Source organism: Paenibacillus plantarum, assembly GCF_013141695.1.
GTDB classification, from domain to species: Bacteria; Bacillota; Bacilli; order Paenibacillales; family NBRC-103111; genus Paenibacillus_E; species Paenibacillus_E plantarum.
Window position 1 is genome coordinate 41,384 of sequence record NZ_WHNY01000020.1, and the last position, 17,278, is coordinate 58,661.

Annotated in this window: 16 protein-coding genes; 3 read left to right on the top strand and 13 right to left on the bottom strand. The window is 47.5% G+C overall.

Annotated elements, in window-relative coordinates; all coding sequences use genetic code 11:
• Positions 1-106 precede the first annotated feature (106 nt).
• The 3 genes from GC096_RS06560 to GC096_RS06570 are packed head-to-tail and all read right to left on the bottom strand — an operon-like array spanning position 107 to position 2,643.
• Positions 107-430 (bottom strand): hypothetical protein, encoded by a 324-nt coding sequence (locus GC096_RS06560; RefSeq protein WP_171629454.1) that lies wholly within the window; start codon positions 428-430, stop codon positions 107-109.
• A 7-nt stretch (positions 431-437) separates the two neighbouring features.
• Positions 438-1,580: a D-alanine--D-alanine ligase gene (locus GC096_RS06565; RefSeq protein WP_171629455.1), complete on the bottom strand. Its 1,143-nt coding sequence runs from the start codon at positions 1,578-1,580 to the stop codon at positions 438-440.
• A gap of 40 nt (positions 1,581-1,620) precedes the next feature.
• Complete coding sequence (locus GC096_RS06570) at positions 1,621-2,643, bottom strand: amidase domain-containing protein (RefSeq protein WP_171629456.1); 1,023 nt, start codon at positions 2,641-2,643, stop codon at positions 1,621-1,623.
• A gap of 235 nt (positions 2,644-2,878) precedes the next feature.
• Between GC096_RS06570 and acnA the strand changes: the two genes are divergently transcribed.
• A complete protein-coding gene (gene acnA, locus GC096_RS06575) occupies positions 2,879-5,596 on the top strand; it encodes an aconitate hydratase AcnA (protein ID WP_171629457.1) in 2,718 nt (905 codons plus the stop codon).
• 231 nt (positions 5,597-5,827) lie between these two features.
• Entirely contained in the window at positions 5,828-6,496 is a 669-nt protein-coding gene (gene sleB, locus GC096_RS06580) for a spore cortex-lytic enzyme (RefSeq protein ID WP_171629458.1), read from the top strand.
• Between the two features lie 116 nt (positions 6,497-6,612).
• Here sleB and GC096_RS06585 read toward each other — a convergent pair whose 3' ends face one another.
• The 4 genes from GC096_RS06585 to GC096_RS06600 all read right to left on the bottom strand — a co-directional run bounded on the left by GC096_RS06585 (position 6,613) and on the right by GC096_RS06600 (position 9,338).
• A complete protein-coding gene (locus GC096_RS06585; RefSeq protein WP_171629459.1) occupies positions 6,613-7,002 on the bottom strand; it encodes a HEPN domain-containing protein in 390 nt (129 codons plus the stop codon).
• On the bottom strand, positions 6,992-7,345 hold the full coding sequence (locus tag GC096_RS06590) for a nucleotidyltransferase family protein (protein ID WP_171629460.1): 354 nt from the start codon (positions 7,343-7,345) through the stop codon (positions 6,992-6,994). Before GC096_RS06590 ends, GC096_RS06585 begins: the two co-directional genes overlap by 11 nt.
• Before the next feature lie 121 nt (positions 7,346-7,466).
• Positions 7,467-8,363 (bottom strand): cation diffusion facilitator family transporter, encoded by an 897-nt coding sequence (locus tag GC096_RS06595; RefSeq protein WP_171629461.1) that lies wholly within the window; start codon positions 8,361-8,363, stop codon positions 7,467-7,469.
• 231 nt (positions 8,364-8,594) lie between these two features.
• Positions 8,595-9,338, bottom strand: a complete 744-nt coding sequence (locus GC096_RS06600; RefSeq protein ID WP_056617559.1) for an IclR family transcriptional regulator — start codon at positions 9,336-9,338, stop codon at positions 8,595-8,597.
• A gap of 297 nt (positions 9,339-9,635) precedes the next feature.
• On the opposite strand from GC096_RS06600, the gene GC096_RS06605 reads away from it, so the two are divergent.
• Entirely contained in the window at positions 9,636-10,661 is a 1,026-nt protein-coding gene (locus GC096_RS06605) for an alpha/beta hydrolase (protein ID WP_171629462.1), read from the top strand.
• A gap of 1,209 nt (positions 10,662-11,870) precedes the next feature.
• Here GC096_RS06605 and GC096_RS06610 read toward each other — a convergent pair.
• The 6 genes from GC096_RS06610 to queG form a co-directional block, all read right to left on the bottom strand.
• Positions 11,871-13,196 carry a deoxyguanosinetriphosphate triphosphohydrolase family protein gene (locus GC096_RS06610; RefSeq protein ID WP_171629463.1) on the bottom strand — a complete coding sequence of 442 codons (1,326 nt, stop codon included), beginning with the start codon at positions 13,194-13,196 and terminating at the stop codon, positions 11,871-11,873.
• Between the two features lie 260 nt (positions 13,197-13,456).
• Positions 13,457-14,044: a GTP cyclohydrolase I FolE gene (gene folE, locus GC096_RS06615; RefSeq protein ID WP_171629464.1), complete on the bottom strand. Its 588-nt coding sequence runs from the start codon at positions 14,042-14,044 to the stop codon at positions 13,457-13,459.
• A 33-nt stretch (positions 14,045-14,077) separates the two neighbouring features.
• The gene (locus GC096_RS06620; RefSeq protein ID WP_171629465.1) at positions 14,078-14,299 is read right to left on the bottom strand and encodes a YneF family protein; all 222 of its coding nucleotides are present in this window, start codon (positions 14,297-14,299) and stop codon (positions 14,078-14,080) included.
• A 78-nt stretch (positions 14,300-14,377) separates the two neighbouring features.
• Complete coding sequence (locus GC096_RS06625; protein WP_171629466.1) at positions 14,378-15,409, bottom strand: HD-GYP domain-containing protein; 1,032 nt, start codon at positions 15,407-15,409, stop codon at positions 14,378-14,380.
• A gap of 34 nt (positions 15,410-15,443) precedes the next feature.
• Positions 15,444-15,980: a methylated-DNA--[protein]-cysteine S-methyltransferase gene (locus GC096_RS06630; protein WP_246302616.1), complete on the bottom strand. Its 537-nt coding sequence runs from the start codon at positions 15,978-15,980 to the stop codon at positions 15,444-15,446.
• A 1-nt stretch (position 15,981) separates the two neighbouring features.
• On the bottom strand, positions 15,982-17,163 hold the full coding sequence (gene queG / locus GC096_RS06635) for a tRNA epoxyqueuosine(34) reductase QueG (protein ID WP_216626049.1): 1,182 nt from the start codon (positions 17,161-17,163) through the stop codon (positions 15,982-15,984).
• Positions 17,164-17,278: the final 115 nt, after the last annotated feature.

The window sequence follows — 17,278 nt, forward strand, 5'->3', positions numbered from 1 at the left end:
ATCGAAACCAAAAACCCAGTCAAACACGAAAATGACGTGTTTGACTGGGTTTAGTTTACTACGCTATCGGTTGCAGCAGCCTCCTCATCGGACGGTGCTCTCTATACTATTTCCCAGCTTGCTCTCCGAAAAACATTTCGAACGCAAGCGAGGTTTGAACGCGAGCTTCTTCCTCGGTTAACCGCCGGATGAGCTCCATTTCCACTTGTGTAACCTCATCACCTTGGAAATTGATTTCCGCGATGGAGGCAACGATGCGCACGATGGCGATCGCTTGATTCTCAGGCGTGTACGCGATAACCTTCTGGCCTGTCGGGAAAACGCGGAAGCCGCTTTTTACCATTTTGCCGCGGCCATACTCCAGCAGCTCATAGAGCTCTTGCTCGGACTTAAACTTACAAACTGAATTGAATTCCGTTTGAAATCCCATGGCTTATCTACTCCGCATCGAAAGAATATTGGATATTTTGTTTAGCTGCGTGGCGCTCAAGCGCCAAACGAATGAGATCATTCAGCAACTCTTTATAAGGTTTACCTGTCTCTTGCCATAGCAATGGGTACATGCTGAATGGGGTAAAGCCAGGCATCGTATTGATTTCATTGATGTAGATTTTCTGATCGATTTTGCCTAGGAAAAAGTCCACACGTGACAACCCGCTGCCATCGACTGCCAAGAACGCACGAAGCGCCAACGCTCTGACCTCATCTGAGACCTCTTGGGAAATCTCGGCAGGAATAATCATCGCTGATTTGCCGTCCAAATATTTGGCTTTATAATCGTAGAATTCATTCGAAGATACGATCTCACCTACGACAGAAGCGATAGGCTCATCATTCCCCAGAACGGCAACTTCGATTTCACGGGCATCGATATTCTCTTCAATAATCACTTTGCGATCATATTGGAAAGCAAAAGCAACGGCCGCGATCAGCTCTTCTTGATTTCTCGCTTTGGAAATCCCAACGCTTGAGCCTAAATTAGCCGGCTTCACGAAACATGGGTAACCAATCGCTGTTTCCAGCTCCATAAGGTGATAATCGCGGTTCTTTTCCCACTCGGTACGAGTAAAATGACGGAAAATGCACTGTGGAAGTCCTTCCTGAGCGAAAACCTTCTTCATCATGACTTTATCCATGCCGACAGCAGAAGCCAGTACACCAGCACCTACATAAGGAATATTCGCCATTTCCAAAAGTCCTTGAATCGTCCCATCTTCCCCGAACGTTCCATGTAATAGCGGGAATACAACATCTAATCCGAGATCCTCCGCTGCAGCAGATGTAATAGAAGAAACAGCTACATCACCCTTCGTTTGAATACCACCAAAAATCGGTGCCAGCGCGTTGGAAGCAGGGGCTCCAGCATCGTCCGTACTGAAGGTCAGCGCTTCCTTGGACTCAGCAGGACCCAAAAGCGGCGCTCCGCTTCTCCACTCGCCCTTTTTGGATATATAAAACGGTGTTATCTCATATTTCGTGAAGTCCACAGCTTTCATAACCGCCAATGCTGTTTGCAAAGACACGTCATGCTCACCGGATTTCCCTCCATAAATTAAACCAATTCGTATTTTGCGGCTCATTACGTACCTCCGTCTAGTATTTACAATTCTCTATGCCATCTTACATTTCATCAGCAACATGAATGAACATGTATTTCGTCCGTTCTGACCAAGCAGGTGAATCCTTGTATGCCCAGTACCGATTACGGCTATTAAAGGTATGCGCATTAACGAGCGGCATCCCATTGGCATCTTTACCTATAACGATTGTGTTGTGCTGGAAGCGGCCATCGCCATCCCAATCATAGCTGATGGTGTCTCCTGGCTGTAGCTCCCAAGCATCCTTGACGACTGTACCTGTCAAACCATGCTTATGAGGACGTTCAAGGTAATGATGCAAGCTGTTGGCTACTGCCCAACTATAGCTCCAAAGCTCTTGATTTCCTTTTTTGCCAGCATACCACCAGCCCGATTCCCTTTTCCCAGTATAGTCCATTGGAGCCCCGCCTGCAAAGAGGCATTGCGAGACATAATTCGTGCAATCTACTTCAAAATACTCATAACTAGGATTCGGTGTTTGCCACCATTTTTCCGCATATTGGACGACTTTGGGACGATTATAAATGATTTTGCGGTGAGCGGATTCCAGACCACTCGTATTGCGTATACTAGGATTGATATAAGGAAGAGATGGTGAGCTGCGCTGGGTGTCTAGGAACGTTTCATTCTCTGACAAATGGAAGCTGCGGCCGCGGCTAGGCTGAGACTTTTCGCTTTGTACGAGCTCCGCACTTTGAACTTTCCAGCCTGAAACATTTTGCTCAATGATCACTCGTTCTGATTCTATACGCTCCTCCTGATGTTCTATCAAACCAATTTGATAGGTCAAAAACCGATGCAGCTGGATATCCGCAATAATACCATATGGCAATTCCTTAACACCTTGCATACGGAGCTTGGTTTCTCCGCGCAGCAGCTTAGCGTCACGTTCTCGGTAACTGTTCTGGAGCCTTCGCACCTTGACATCCTGTTTCCGTACATAAGCGCTGTCCGAGACAAATGCTTCCAAGGGTGCGGATGAGCCTTCAAGCTCAGCCTGATTTTTCGCATGAACGTAATTGTAGAGCGCTGTTTTCCAGGACATCTTGGTATCCCTCCTTAGCTTTTATTAAGGCATGGTATAGGTTTCATTAGGACAAGCCCGAATTGCTTTGAATTGATTCAATATATGACATTTTGATGGTAAAAATGATTGAAATTAATCTTTACTCACACGTGGCGAAGCGCTATACTTGAGGTAGAGGGAATTATGAAATCGAGTTTCACTAGATGAAATTCGATGGCATGGTTAGATATTATTATTTGAGGAGGAACTACCTATGTCCAATAAGGACTCTTTTTCTGTGCGCAAGCAGTTAACTGTCGGCACGAAATCGTTCCAGTATTACAGCCTTCCTGACTTTGAAAGCCAAGGTCACGGCACAATCACCAATCTTCCTGTTTCCATCCGCGTTCTACTTGAAGCTGCTATTCGTCAATTTGACGGTCGCGCGATTACAAGTGAGCACGTGAAACAAATCGCTGGCTGGGCTGAAGGCCGCGATGAGAACAAAGAAATTCCGTTCATTCCTGCTCGTATCGTTCTTCAAGATTTCACAGGCGTTCCAGTCGTCGTTGACCTTGCGGCAATGCGTGCGACTATGGCTCGTGAAGGTGGAGATCCTAGACGTATTAACCCACTAGTTCCTGTTGATCTTGTAATTGACCACTCTGTCATGGTTGATGCTTTCGGCTCCCCGGATGCACTCGAAATGAACATTAACTTAGAATTCGAAAGAAACGAAGAGCGTTACCGTTTCTTGCGTTGGGCACAAACAGCATTCGATAACTTCCGTGCAGTGCCACCTTCAACAGGTATCGTTCACCAAGTTAACTTGGAGTACTTGGCATCTGTTGCAGCAACGAAAACAATTGACGGCGAAACTGTCGTGTACCCGGATTCCCTCGTAGGTACAGACTCCCATACAACAATGATCAACGGTCTTGGTGTTGTAGGTTGGGGCGTTGGCGGTATCGAAGCGGAAGCTGGTATGCTTGGTCAACCTCTATACTTCGTCGCTCCAGACGTTGTTGGTTTCAAATTGACTGGTCAATTGGCAGAAGGCGCTACAGCGACTGACTTGGCATTGACAGTTACTCAAATTTTGCGTAAAAAAGGCGTTGTTGGTAAATTCGTTGAGTTCTTCGGTCCTGGACTAAGCAACATTTCCTTGGCTGACCGTGCAACAGTTGCGAACATGGCTCCTGAGTACGGCGCAACAATCGGTTTCTTCCCTGTCGATAACGAAACATTGAACTACTTGCGTGCTACTGGCCGTGAGGAAGAGCAAATCGCGCTTGTTGAAGCTTACTACAAAGCACAAGGCATGTTCCGCACAGACAGCACACCAGATCCAGTGTTCACAGATGTTCTTGAGCTTGATCTTAGCACGGTAGTTCCAAGCTTAGCTGGTCCTAAACGTCCGCAAGATCGCGTAGAACTTACGAACATGAAAGAATCTTTCAACGCTATCATCCGTACACCGATCGAAAAAGGCGGATACGGCTTGACGGAAGAGAAAGTCGCTGAAGTTGTTGATGTGGTGTATCCAAACGAAACCGTTAAAATGGGTACTGGTGCAGTCGTCATCGCGGCGATTACTTCCTGTACGAACACTTCCAACCCAAGCGTTATGATCGGTGCTGGGCTTGTAGCGAAAAAAGCGGTAGCTCTTGGTTTGAAAAAACCAGCTTTCGTAAAAAGCTCTTTGACACCAGGTTCCCTTGTTGTTACTGAGTACCTGATTAAAGCAGGCCTTCTTGAGTCCCTAGAAGCTCTTGGCTTCCACGTTGCTGGTTACGGCTGTGCAACTTGTATCGGTAACTCCGGTCCGCTTCCAGACGAAGTAAGCAAAGCGATTATCGACAACGATATGACCGTTGCTGCTGTTATCTCCGGTAACCGTAACTTCGAAGGCCGCGTGCATGCGCAAGTAAAAGCGAACTACCTTGGATCACCTCCATTAGTTGTTGCTTATGCTCTTGCAGGTACTGTGAACATCGATCTTGCGACAGATCCAATCGGTAATGACCACACTGGCAAACCTGTCTACTTGAAAGATATCTGGCCTACAAACCAAGAGATTCAAGATGCTCTTAACATTGCTATGAGCCCTGACATGTTCCGCGACAAATACAGCAATGTATTCCGTGCGAATGAGCGTTTCAACCAAATCCAAATTCCTGAAGGCGATCTGTACGAGTTCGACACGAACTCCACATACATCCAAGAGCCTCCTTTCTTCACAGACCTAGGTACCGTTCTTGATGATATCGCAGATATCCGCAGCGCCAAAACACTAGCACTTATGGGCGATTCCGTAACAACGGATCACATCTCCCCTGCTGGTAACATTAAAGTAGACAGCCCTGGAGGCCAATACTTGATCAACCATGGTGTAAAAAGAGAAGACTTCAACTCCTACGGTTCCCGTCGTGGTAACCACGAAGTGATGATGCGCGGTACGTTCGCGAACATTCGTATTCGTAACCAAGTGGCTCCAGGAACTGAAGGCGGCGTAACAACTTACTTGCCAACTGGCGAAGTCGAGTCCATCTATGATGCTTCCATGAAGTATCAAGCTGAAGGTCAAAACCTTGTCGTTATCGCAGGTAAAGAGTACGGAACTGGATCTTCCCGTGACTGGGCAGCTAAAGGTACTTTCTTGCTAGGCGTTAAAGCAGTTATCGCTGAAAGCTTCGAGCGTATTCACCGTAGTAACCTTGTTGGAATGGGTGTTCTTCCACTTCAATTCGTTAACGGCGAAAGCTGGAAAACGCTAGGAATTACGGGTCGTGAAACATTCGACATCACAGGCCTTAGCAACGACGTTCAACCAGGTTCAACTGTTAAAGTTACTGCAACTCGTGAAGATGGCACTAGCTTCGAATTCACAGCTCTTGTGCGTTTGGATAGCTTGGTTGACGTAGACTACTACCGTAACGGTGGTATCCTGCAAACCGTTCTTCGTTCGATTCTTGCGGAAAACAAAAACTAATTCTATACACTCAACAACCAGCAAAACACACACACAAAAGCTCGGGATTGCCTTCATGGCAGTCTCGGGCTTTTTACACATTACGGAAAAAATAATGATTAATTCGCTCATTTCGATAAAAAAATGAGCCTGCTCAACCCTTACTGCCCCAAGGGATTGACTTACATTTCCAAAAACTGCGGGTTGAGACGATGTATATTGATGCCTATACTGAGGAAAGCGAAAGGGGAGATGAAGATGATGTTGATTAAAAAACTAGTCGTAGTCGCACTCGTAGCTTCCTTTGGTTTAGGGATGAATGCAGGTACGTGGAGCCCGAAGGCATCCGCAGCAGAAGCTACGACTTTAAAGCAAGGTACACAAAATGGTGACGTATGGGACGCACAATTCCGACTAAAAACTTTAGGCATTTATGAGCCTTCTATAGATGGAAAATATGGTCCGATTACAGCCGCGGCAGTTCGTAACTTCCAAACGAATTATGGACTAAGCGTGGATGGGATCGTTGGTGCGAAGACGTGGGAGTACTTGCGTAAATTCACAGTGAATCAAGCTGAGCTGGACATGCTAGCTAAAGTTATTTACAGTGAAGCACGCGGTGAATCCTATGAGGGGCAAGTGGCTGTTGGAGCGGTTGTTATGAACCGACTAAAATCCAGTCAGTTCGAGAATACCATTCAAGGTATCGTGTTCGAGAGTGGTGCTTTTACGGCAGTCAGCGATGGCCAATATAATTTAACACCAGATAGTCAAGCTTATAAAGCTGCATTAGAGGCTGTTCGCGGCTGGGACCCAACGGGTGGCGCGCTTTACTATTTCAACCCGAAAACAGCAACAAGCTCATGGATCTGGACTCGTCAACAGACGCTACAGATCGGGAATCATATTTTTGCGAAGTAAAAATATTCGAATCGTGTGATGAACGAGATGTATAAATAAAACACCACTAGATGGAGCCGCGAGCTCGTGTAGGGGTGTTTTTTTATTAGCTGTGATCTGACTTTCCTTAGGTTCTATTAATTCCCTTGACTTATGATCAGAGATTCCATGATTTCGTTAAATCTCAGAACGGGTAAAAAAAGTTCAGAAACCTCCTCAGAAGTGAAAACAATAGTGGGACTATAATCTGCGTCAGATCGCATATCCATCAACTCGTTATACATTTTACTAAGTTCAATGGGAACCTTACCCGTTAATGTCAATTCTTTATTCAGAAAAGATCTAACATAAGTATGTTTACTACTACTCTTTCCAATATGCAACATATAAGCAAATAAGGCTTGAAAACATGAATAATACAGAGAACTTATAGCCCTATCATTTGATCCATTCTCGTGATCCCTGACAGCGGAATTGTAAGAGCTTTTTGATTTCCCTAGCAATACAGCCACCTGATCATAATTCAATTTCAATACCCTCCTCTAGAATAGGGTCTCTTAATGCTCTATACGACACAGAGTTCCAATCGCTCTCCCCTTCCAACTTGCACATAAGAGGGGCATCAACCTCCATGATGACATCAAATTGAATATCTGAAAGATTTCTTCTAAGCTCCTTAGAATATTCCAGCGAAGTCACAATCATCAAATCAACATCAGAATCCCTAGTGTGATCTCCTCTGGCTTTAGAACCGAACAAAAATAAATGGGTCGCTTTTAATTCATTTTTTATTCTGGATTTAAGCTTTGTTATTGCTAACACTTCATTGTTGGTTAAGGTTGGTATATTGGACTCATGTAATTTTAACATTGAATTCAACCTCCTTAAAATATATCCTTATCATACACTATTTTATTTTCTATTTCTTCCATTCATAGAAACATTAAATGAGTTGCTGGATTGTAGAATTATAAAAAGCCAACGCACCTACTCATGCGTCAGCTTGCTCCTCGTACCAAGGATTCAAATGCACCAGCACCTCATCCACATCACTATGGGCTTCTTTGATTTTCTGCTTAATGCTGCGACTGATATCGTGACCTTCTTGGATCGACAGCTGGCCCGGAATGCCAAGCCTCGCATCAACTAATATGTAATGGCCATGTTCCCTCGCACGTAGTCGATCAATCCGTTTCACCTCTGGCACACCCCGGATCAACGCAGCATACTGCTCGATATAGGCTTGGCTAACACTACGCTCCATCAAAATATCAAAGGATTCGCTGCCCATTTCGTAGGCTAACTTCAATACAAGGAAAGAGACGATGATCCCCGCTACCGGATCTCCGTACGCCAAGTAGCTAATGTTGTAATGATCTCCGATCAATGCTAAACCAATCCCTACAGAAGCCGCTATAGAGGCGTACACGTCCGCTAAATGATCGTAGGCGGTGGCAATCAACCCTTTGCTATTGAGCTGCTTTCCTATACGCATCGTGTAGACATAGAGAATTTGTTTCCATACGAGAGAAACGATAGCTGCGCAAAGGGCAATGATATGCGCCTCTCCTGCTGCCTCAAATAGGGCATGTATGGAGTGATAGCCCATATAGATCGCGGCTAAGCCCAATATTATTGCAACGATAAAAGCACCGAGCACCTCTGCTTTTCCATGCCCGTAAGGGTGATCGACATCCGCTGGTTTGGAGGATACACGCATGGAGCTGTAAGCTGTTGCTGTCGCGATAACATCCCCAGCGTTATGAATACCGTCAGCAATCAGTACTTGGCTATTGAACAGAAGGCCGACGATGATTTTGATGGCGGTCAGTACGATGTTACTGGCTAAGCTTATCCAAATCGCCAGCATCGAGGCTGTCTTCTTCATGGTTTGCCCACTCCCCTTCCCACGTTTAGTATGGCTTAACGGCGGCAAAGCATCCGTCTATGTTGGGAAACGTATGGGAGCGGTGCGAAGGGACATGGCGGGACGGGACGGAAGAATGAAAAAGCAGTAATAAGCAAGTTTACCCTTGCTTATTACTGCTTAAATCGGTGTTTATCGCGAGATAAGACCACCGCGATTGCTTATGTACTGCAAGATGGCCAACGATACCGCTTAGCGCAGCATCGTGCCCATCCGGCGCGCCGCCTCCATAATCGTCGGCGCCTGCTCTTGCATCAGCTCCAGCGTGAGCCTGTTCGCTGGACCCGAGACCGCGAGGGCGGCCACTAGTCGGCCGCCGCGGTCGAGAATCGGCGCGGACACAGCCGCCGCGCCAGGCTCGCGCTCTTCGACGCTCGTGGCGAAGCCCGCGCGCCGTGTGTCGCTGAGCTGCTGCAGGTACGCCTGCGTGTCTAATCCTGTCGGCCAGTCGGCCGAGGTTAGCAGCTGCTCCAGCAGCCCTGGCTCAGCGAAGGCGACGAGCACCTTGCTCGAGGCGCCGACGTAAAGCGGCATTCGCGCCCCGACAGGGGCCACACGTCGGATGGCATGGTTGCTCTGCACGGCTTGGATGCGCACGCGCACCAGGCCGTCCTGCACGTACAGCGAGATCGTCTCGCCGAGCTGATCGCGCAGCCGTTCCATCTCCGGCAGCAGAATGATGCCAGGGTCTCCCTCTTTGGACAGGTTGGCCGAAAGCTCCCAGAGCCGGTAGCCCAATCTGTACTTGTCCGTCGCTTCATCACGCATGATGAAGCCCTTGCCTTCAAGCGATGCGAGAAGGCGATGCACGGTGCTTTTGTGAAGCTGCACACGTGTAGCAATTTCGGTTAACGTCAACTCGGACGCCCCCGTGAAACAAAGCATAATATCTAAAGCGCGCTCAACAGCACGCACGGTCAGCTTGCCATCTTCCATAGAAGAGTCACCACCTTCATAAGCCAAACAGTTTCACTATATGAAACCTTGTTATGTTCAGTATAACGAAACTACATGGAACCGTAAAGGTCAAACACCTCTTTTTCCCATTATTACAGAACCGTTACAATAGGCTTACAAATGCCGCATCTACATTGACTTGTAAGCGCATTCAGAATAATATTAAAGTATAGAAATATTTATCAGAATATTTAAACAATTAACTCTCCCTTCCCAATTCATACCTCTAACTAGCGAAATTTCACATACACATCTTCACGGAGGGAGGCTTCATCGATGTCTACTACTACACTCAATCCTGTTACGGGATCGCTGCAACCCACTCTTGATCAGGTTACACAACCTTTTCTACGCAGGAAAAAGCTAATCACCACAGCTTTTCTAACTTTATTAATTCTTTGCACCTCAGTCGTACTCATCTTCCACGCTTACATTGCTTGGACTTTGGCAAGGCCACATATTGAGCCTCTACATTCGAATCCGATGAAGGCTGTCCGACTTCCTTATACGAACATTTCCTTTCCGAGTCTAAACGGTAACTCCAACTTAGATGGCTGGTTCATCCCAGCAGTAGGCTCTAGTAAAACTGTCATTTTCTCACATGGCTATGGCGGTAATCGTGAAGAAGAATGGGTTCCTTTGTACACCTTGGCCCGCGAGCTTCATAAAAAGCAGTATAACGTTCTCATGTTTGACTATGGCTATGTGAATCCCACTAGCAGTCGCCTCATGACCGGCGGTGTTCAGGAATCCCAAGAGCTTCTTGGGGCCATTGACTACGTCAAACAATCCACTGGTGGTTCAATCTTTATTTGGGGCTTTTCCATGGGGGCAGGCACTGCTTTACAGACTGCTCTACAGCAAAATGGAGATATTTCAGGGATGATCCTAGACAGTACATTTCTACTGAACTCGGACACCCTTTATCAAAATATGAATCAAGTTGTGCGTCTGCCGAAATACCCTTCTCTCCCACTTGTCCGTTTATTCTTTCCTTTACTTAATGGCGTAAGCTTGCATGACGTGCCTTTCACTAAAGTAACTACAACGTCATATGAGATGCCAATCTTCCTGATTCATGGCACAAATGACAACAAGGCTCCTCATCTTTTAGTCGAGGCCATGTTCAAGCAGCAACACAATATCGCCTCTAAGCTATGGATTCTCCCTAACGCACAACATGAACTTCTGTACCGCGCTGAGCCCAAAACGTATGTGAGCCGCACGATGGACTTCCTCGGCAGTATTGAACCATCGGCCACATCCGAGCACGTTAACGCTGGTATTCCCTCCTCCCTATAAAATCGACCTCTGATGAGGTCGGTATTTTTTTGCCGTTTTATCGGCTTGCCTGCCGATATGAACCTAACCGAAAAGAGACAAGCAGCGCTTACCCCCCATCAGCCAAATCAGCAAACCTCTCAACCGCATGCTCCTGTGTCGCTACTTAACTGGAATACCTACAGCTAATTCTAGCTTATTTTATTGATTTTTGAATTTAGATGGAAAAGGTACAGCTAAATGTCGCGGTTTCCCCTAATTCCCCTTAAAACCGCTAAATTAACTACAGGAAATCCATCTAAACTTCCTAAATTAGAAAAACTAGATAGTTTAGCTGTACTAAATCCATCTATTTGCACTCGGCGGGGGTGGTGGATTTGCGCTGCTGGGTGTTCGTTTGTGATGAGTGAATAGTAGCTACTGTTGAGTGATGGTTTGTGGTAAGTGATAGTAGCCTACTGGTGGGGTACGGTTTGTGGTAAGTGACTAGTGGCTTCTGGTGGGGTACGGTTTGTGGTAAGTGACTAGTGGCTACTAGTGGGTTACGGTTTGTGGTGAGTGACTAGTGGCTTCTGGTGGGGTACGGTTTGTGATGAGTGAATAGTAGCTATTGGTGGGGTACGGTTTGTCGTGAGTGACTAGTGGCTACTGGTGGGTTACGGTTTGTGAGGAGTGACAAGTGGCTACTGGTGAGTGATGGGTTGCGGAAAGTGAAAAGCGGGTGGGTTACTGTTTGCGTTAAGTGACAAGTGGCTGTGTTCGCTAAAGGTTAAATTGGTGAAAAGTAGCTAGTTACTTAGGTCCTTACTTAAACCCTGGACTCACAGTACTCTTGTGCATTAGACTCCTTATGCGCTTCGATCCAAGTACCCCATGTATGCCCATAACAGCCAACTTAACTGGAAAACCTACAGCTAATTTTGGCTTATTTCGTTGATTTTTGAATTTAAATGGAAAAAGTACAGCTAAATATTGCGGTTTCCGCCATTTCCGCTTAGAACCATCAAATTAGCTACAGGAAATCCATCTAATCTTCCTAAATGAGAAAAACTAGATAGATTAGCTGTATAAAATCCATCTATTTGCGCTCTGGCGGCGGCTGGTTGGTTGAAGAGAGGTGGCGAGGTTGTTGGTTACTTGTAAGGTACTTGCTGGTCCTTGTGGCTACTTGTAGCTACAAGCACCCACTCACATCTACTTGCAGACAGAACTTGAGTGGGCACGCCCCACTCAATCCATCTCGTAAATCGAGCCCGATTTACTCGCGAACAGCTCCGCGTATACCTTCTCGGCATACGCATCGGTCATGCCCGAGATGTAGTCCGCGACGAAGCGCGGCCAGCTCCAATGACTATTGCTGCTGCGCCGCTCGTAGCTATCGATCCAGTCGGGCGGGATGATCCATTGCCCTTTGTCCTTTTCGATGAAGCTGTCCCAGAGACGCTCGACGATGATCTCGCTGCGCTTTTGCAGACGCAGGACGCGGAAATCCTTGATCAGCGTGACCCACGCCAGTTTCTTGAGGATCTCCATCGTGCGCAGCAGATCCATATCCTCTGCGCCGTCTTTGACGAGGGCGACCTTCTTCCAGCCGCGATCCGTATCGTCGATGATGTCGAGGCGGCTGGCGAAGGAGCTGACCCAGCGCGCTTTCATCTCTCTGCGCGTCCGTGATTCCTCGCGGTTGCACTCAGCAAAAATAAGCTCCCACTGCTCCAAATAATCATGCAGAACCCGGCGCACCATCTGCTCAATATCAACTTGCTCCCAGCCGAATTTATGTTGATTGGGATCGTTCAATATCTCCATCACGAGGTGTCGAATCAATCGTTGATCCTCGAAAAAGGTAGCGTTCATTTGAATTTTGCCTGCCCGAATGCCATCCTCGATATCATGCGTAGAATACGCAATATCATCGCAGAGGTCCATTAATTGCGCTTCCAATGTGGAGCAGCCCTCTGGCATTTTCCAAATGTCACGCAGCTCTTGAATGACGTCCCACTCTGCCCCATAGACACCCTTGAGACGTCCCTCTTCCTCGATCAAAAAAGGATACTTGTTGATACCGAGAAGCACAGCTGCCGTCAGATCCAAGCCACTCTCGCTGCCTGCACGTTTTTCAAGAAACATGAGGATCCGGAAGTTTTGCGCATTGCCCTCATATTTCAAGCCGTGATCCCTCATCAGGATATGATTGAGCACTTCTTCGCCCTTATGTCCAAAAGGCGGGTGACCGAAGTCATGCGCTATGGATGCGCACTCAACCACGGTCGGATCGATGATCAGGCCTGGATGCTCTCTTTTGCTCAAAAAGGGATTCGTCCGCTCTAAACGCTTCGCCACTTCTCGCGCAATCTGTGCAACCTCCAAGGAGTGCGTCAGACGAGTCCGATAGTAATCTCCCGAACCAGCCCCGAACACCTGAGATTTCCCTTGTAGACGCCGAAAAGTCGGTGACTGAATCAACCTTGCATAATCCCGTTCAAATTCATCCCGTTCTTCACTCCATTTCGAGGAAGCTGCCTCACCAGGCCGATATTTCCGTATGTTGTTCATATGTTTGCCTCCTCTAGCCCTCTAGTGCTGTAGGGCGCCGTTCTTACCTGTATCCTGCTGCTGGGGGATTCCTCACACTGCTATCAGTTTATGCGAGAGCATGTACGATAGTCACCATTCGACCCCCTGATGCAGAAGGATTATTAATTTACAAGAATACTATATTCTCCATGCCCCAACAAGCCCAACCTGGTGCACAACTGAAAAAAGGGAATGATGCACAAGACGATTGTCTTCGTGCACATTCCCCGGTGCTCTTATTATTTTAATAAAGATAGAAATTCCGAACGCAGTGTTGCATCCTTACGGAAGGAACCGCGCACAGCAGATGTTACGGTTTGACTGCCGTATTTCTTCACGCCTCTTGCGCACATGCACATATGCTCGCCCTCAACGACGACCATGACGCCATGCGGCTTAAGCACATCGAATAGAATGTCAGCAATTTCAGAGGTAATACGTTCTTGTACTTGCAGCTTGCGTGTAACGACATCTACTAAACGAGCAAATTTGCTGAGACCAGCCACTTTACCGCTTGGTAAGTAACCAACATGGACTTTGCCAAAGAAAGGCGCCATATGGTGCTCACACTGGCTGTAGTAAACGATATCTTTGATAATAACAAGTTCTTCATGCTGTTCATCAAAAGTAACACCAAGTACTTCGCGAGGATCTGCTGCATACCCTGCAAAAATTTCTTCGTACATACGTGTTACACGAGCTGGCGTATCCAATAGACCTTCCCGATCTACATCTTCACCAATCAGTCGCAAAATTTCACGGACATGACCTTCTATCTGCTCGCGATTTTCTGCTACTAATCCATTTTTATAATCGATGGATGCCATCTTCTCTACCACTCCACCCTATTTCTTTATTTCTTATTTCCGCTTTTGGTTAAAATTTTGATTCTTCATCATCTGTTGTGCTTTATTCAGTTGTTGCTTATTCATGTTGTAACCCATTTGCTTTGCCATTTTGGCTAGCATTTCAGGATTGTTTTGCATGGATTCAAGCTGTCTCTTCAAATAGAATACACCAATAAAGAAACCGCCAACCAAACCTGCAATCAATGTGAAAATGGGAATTAAATAACTCCACATAACCTGTGCCCCCTGCTTGTATATATTTAGAATAGAATGCTTGTTCTATCATATCATTTCTGTTCCACGGTTTACAAATTAAAGAACTTGTTCAATGAATAAAGTCGTTTCCTTCGCCAGATCGATCTCTTTGATATCCAACACTTTATCTGTGGCATCCTGCTTCACAATCCGAATAATCGGACGCGTTGGAAGTCCTCTATGCTGACCAACGACAACGCCAGTCTCCCGATTCGTCAATCGAACCGAAGTTCCCGTCGGATAGATCGAAACAATTTTCAAAAATTGAATCAACACATCGCGATCCAGTTTCGTCTCCGCCAACGCCAGCATATATTCACAAGCTTCATGCGGCAGCTTGCGGCGTCCTGCAGACATATCAAAGAGTAAGTTGTCGTACATATTAGCGACGGCAGTGATTTTGGCATAGAGATGAATATCTTCCCCCATGATCCCTCTCGGAGCGCCTTCTCCATTCAGAGCCTCATGATGCTGAAAGGCAACATGTGCAATGAGCAGATTGAACTCACGCTTATTCTTCAATAGCTCAAACCCACGCCACGTATGATGTCGCCGCGGATCCTCCGATTCATCGTCTGTGAGCAGCTCCACTTTCCCAATATCATGCAGAAGCGCCCCCATAGCGAGATCCTTCAATTGGGTCGCATTCATCCCCATATTCATCCCGATGAGTACGGCCATCATGCAGACGTTCATGGCATGGATATACATTTGATTATCCTGCGTCCGAATGTCATTCAACTGTACGAGAACATCACGATTTTTCATAATCTCATCTAGTAGTGTGTTGATGGAGATGCTGACGTTGCGCGAGTTGAAATCTTTCCCTGACTGAATAGACGCGAACGTCTGCCCCATCTGTGTCATGACAAGTCGCTTCGTTTCATCCGATAGGATTTCCGGGATCTCCACATCTTCTAGGTTGGGGTCTTTGATATAAATCATCGTCACGCCAATTCGATTCAGCGTATTAATCATAAATACGGTTAGTTGCACATTCTCCGAAAGCAAAATAGCCCCATTGCTGGCATATATCGTACGTCCCAGGAATTGACCGGACTCCACCGAATCCAAATGCACATATTTCATAGGATTCACTCCACATGTTGTAGTTGTTGAACTTCTAGGTTAGCAATGATCGTTGTTCCAAATCTAATAAGTGCACTTTGGTCGGAAGGCCCCCGCCATATCCTACAAGATCGCCGTTTGCGCCAATGATCCGATGACATGGGATGATGACAGGTATGGGATTCTGATTGTTCGCTCCCCCTACGGCTCTAACAGCTTTCGGCGAGCCAATCGCTTCCGCTATATGTTTATAGGATGCTGTCTCCCCATAGGGGATCGTTTGCAAAGCCAGCCATACACGCTTCTGGAAATCTGTTCCTTGTAGGTCCAGATCCCCTTCAAAGCTATCTCGTTCTCTCTTAAAATACTGCATTAACTGCTCAGCTACGGGCGCTAGCTGCTCCGCATTTTCGATAAGCTCAAACGCCCCATACCAACGACTTGCCCACTGCTCACGTTGTTCTCGATTCTTCTCATAGGTACCGAACTCGACTTTGCAGAGGCCTTGTGGGGATGCCACAAGCACGAGGGGACCTATCGGCGAGTCGATCTCTGTGTAGGTGAGCAAGACTGTTTCTTGCGGCTGTTTCATCTTATTCCTCCTGTACGGCCACTGCTTGACTGTTCAGTACAGCTATGGCTTTCTCGATGTCCGTCTTTACCTGCGGCTCTTGCTCAGCCGCAGCAGCTTTCGTTAAAGCGGCGAAAGCATCCTCACCGCCGATGCGCCCTAGCGCCCACGCTGCGGTAGCCCGGATTTCCGGGCGAGGATCGCTCCGCAGCAGATCACTCAAGACCGGCACCGCTGTGCGGTCCTTGAAATTGCCCAGCGCGATGATCGCGTTGCGCTGGATGGGCTTTTTGCCGCGCCAGGATGCTGCGATGCGCCCGTACTGCTCTTTGAAGTCCTTGTTCGACATCGTGAGCAAGGGAATGAGCAGCGGCTTGACCTTCTCCGGGTCAGGCTGCAGTTCGGGATGATGCGTCCAGTTCATCCCCTTGTTCTTTGGGCAAACGACCTGGCACGTATCACAGCCGTAGAGTCGGTTACCGATCTTGCGTTTGTATTCGTCATCCACATACCCCTTGGTCTGTGTGATGAACGAGATGCAGCGGCTCGAATTGAGCTGCCCTGGGCCGACTAGCGCCCCTGTGGGACAGGCATCGATGCAAATCGTGCAGTCTCCGCATTGGTCCATAATACCTATATCGGATTCGAACGGGATGTTCGTGATCATTTCGCCCAAATACACCCACGCCCCCCATTCGGGGGTGATGACGGCGCAGTTTTTGCCGCTCCAGCCGATGCCGGCACGTTCGGCGACAGCCCGGTCGACAAGGACACCGGTGTCGACCATGCTCATTAGTCTCGCCTCCGGCACGCGCTCGGCGATGAAGGCTTCCAGCTTCGCGAGCCGGTCGCGAAGCACGTCGTGGTAGTCGCTCCCCCACGAGGAGCGCGAGATCATGCCCCGATAAGCCCCAGGCTCAGATCGGGGCGGGTTCGAGAGCTTCGACGGGTACGCGACGGCGATCGAGATGATCGACCGTGGCCCGTCGAAGCTCAGCTCGGGATGTACCCGCTTCTCGATGTCCGGCTCCTCGAAGCCGGATTCGAAGCCATTCTCCCTGTGGCGGAGAAGGATATCTTTCAATGCATGAAACGGCTCCGCAGAAGTGAAGCCGATCTTATCAATACCAAGAGAGGGCGCGGCTTCCACGATCTCTTGTTGTAACTTGCGCCAATCTGTTCTGTCAGGAATGGAAACCGCCAATCCGCACACCTTCCCTCAAATCCAATTTTGATCACGAAGTAGTCCAAGAAGCATACTCGACATCGAATATTGAATTCAGCCGGAACTTCCGGTGCTCACGTAGCTATCACTACGC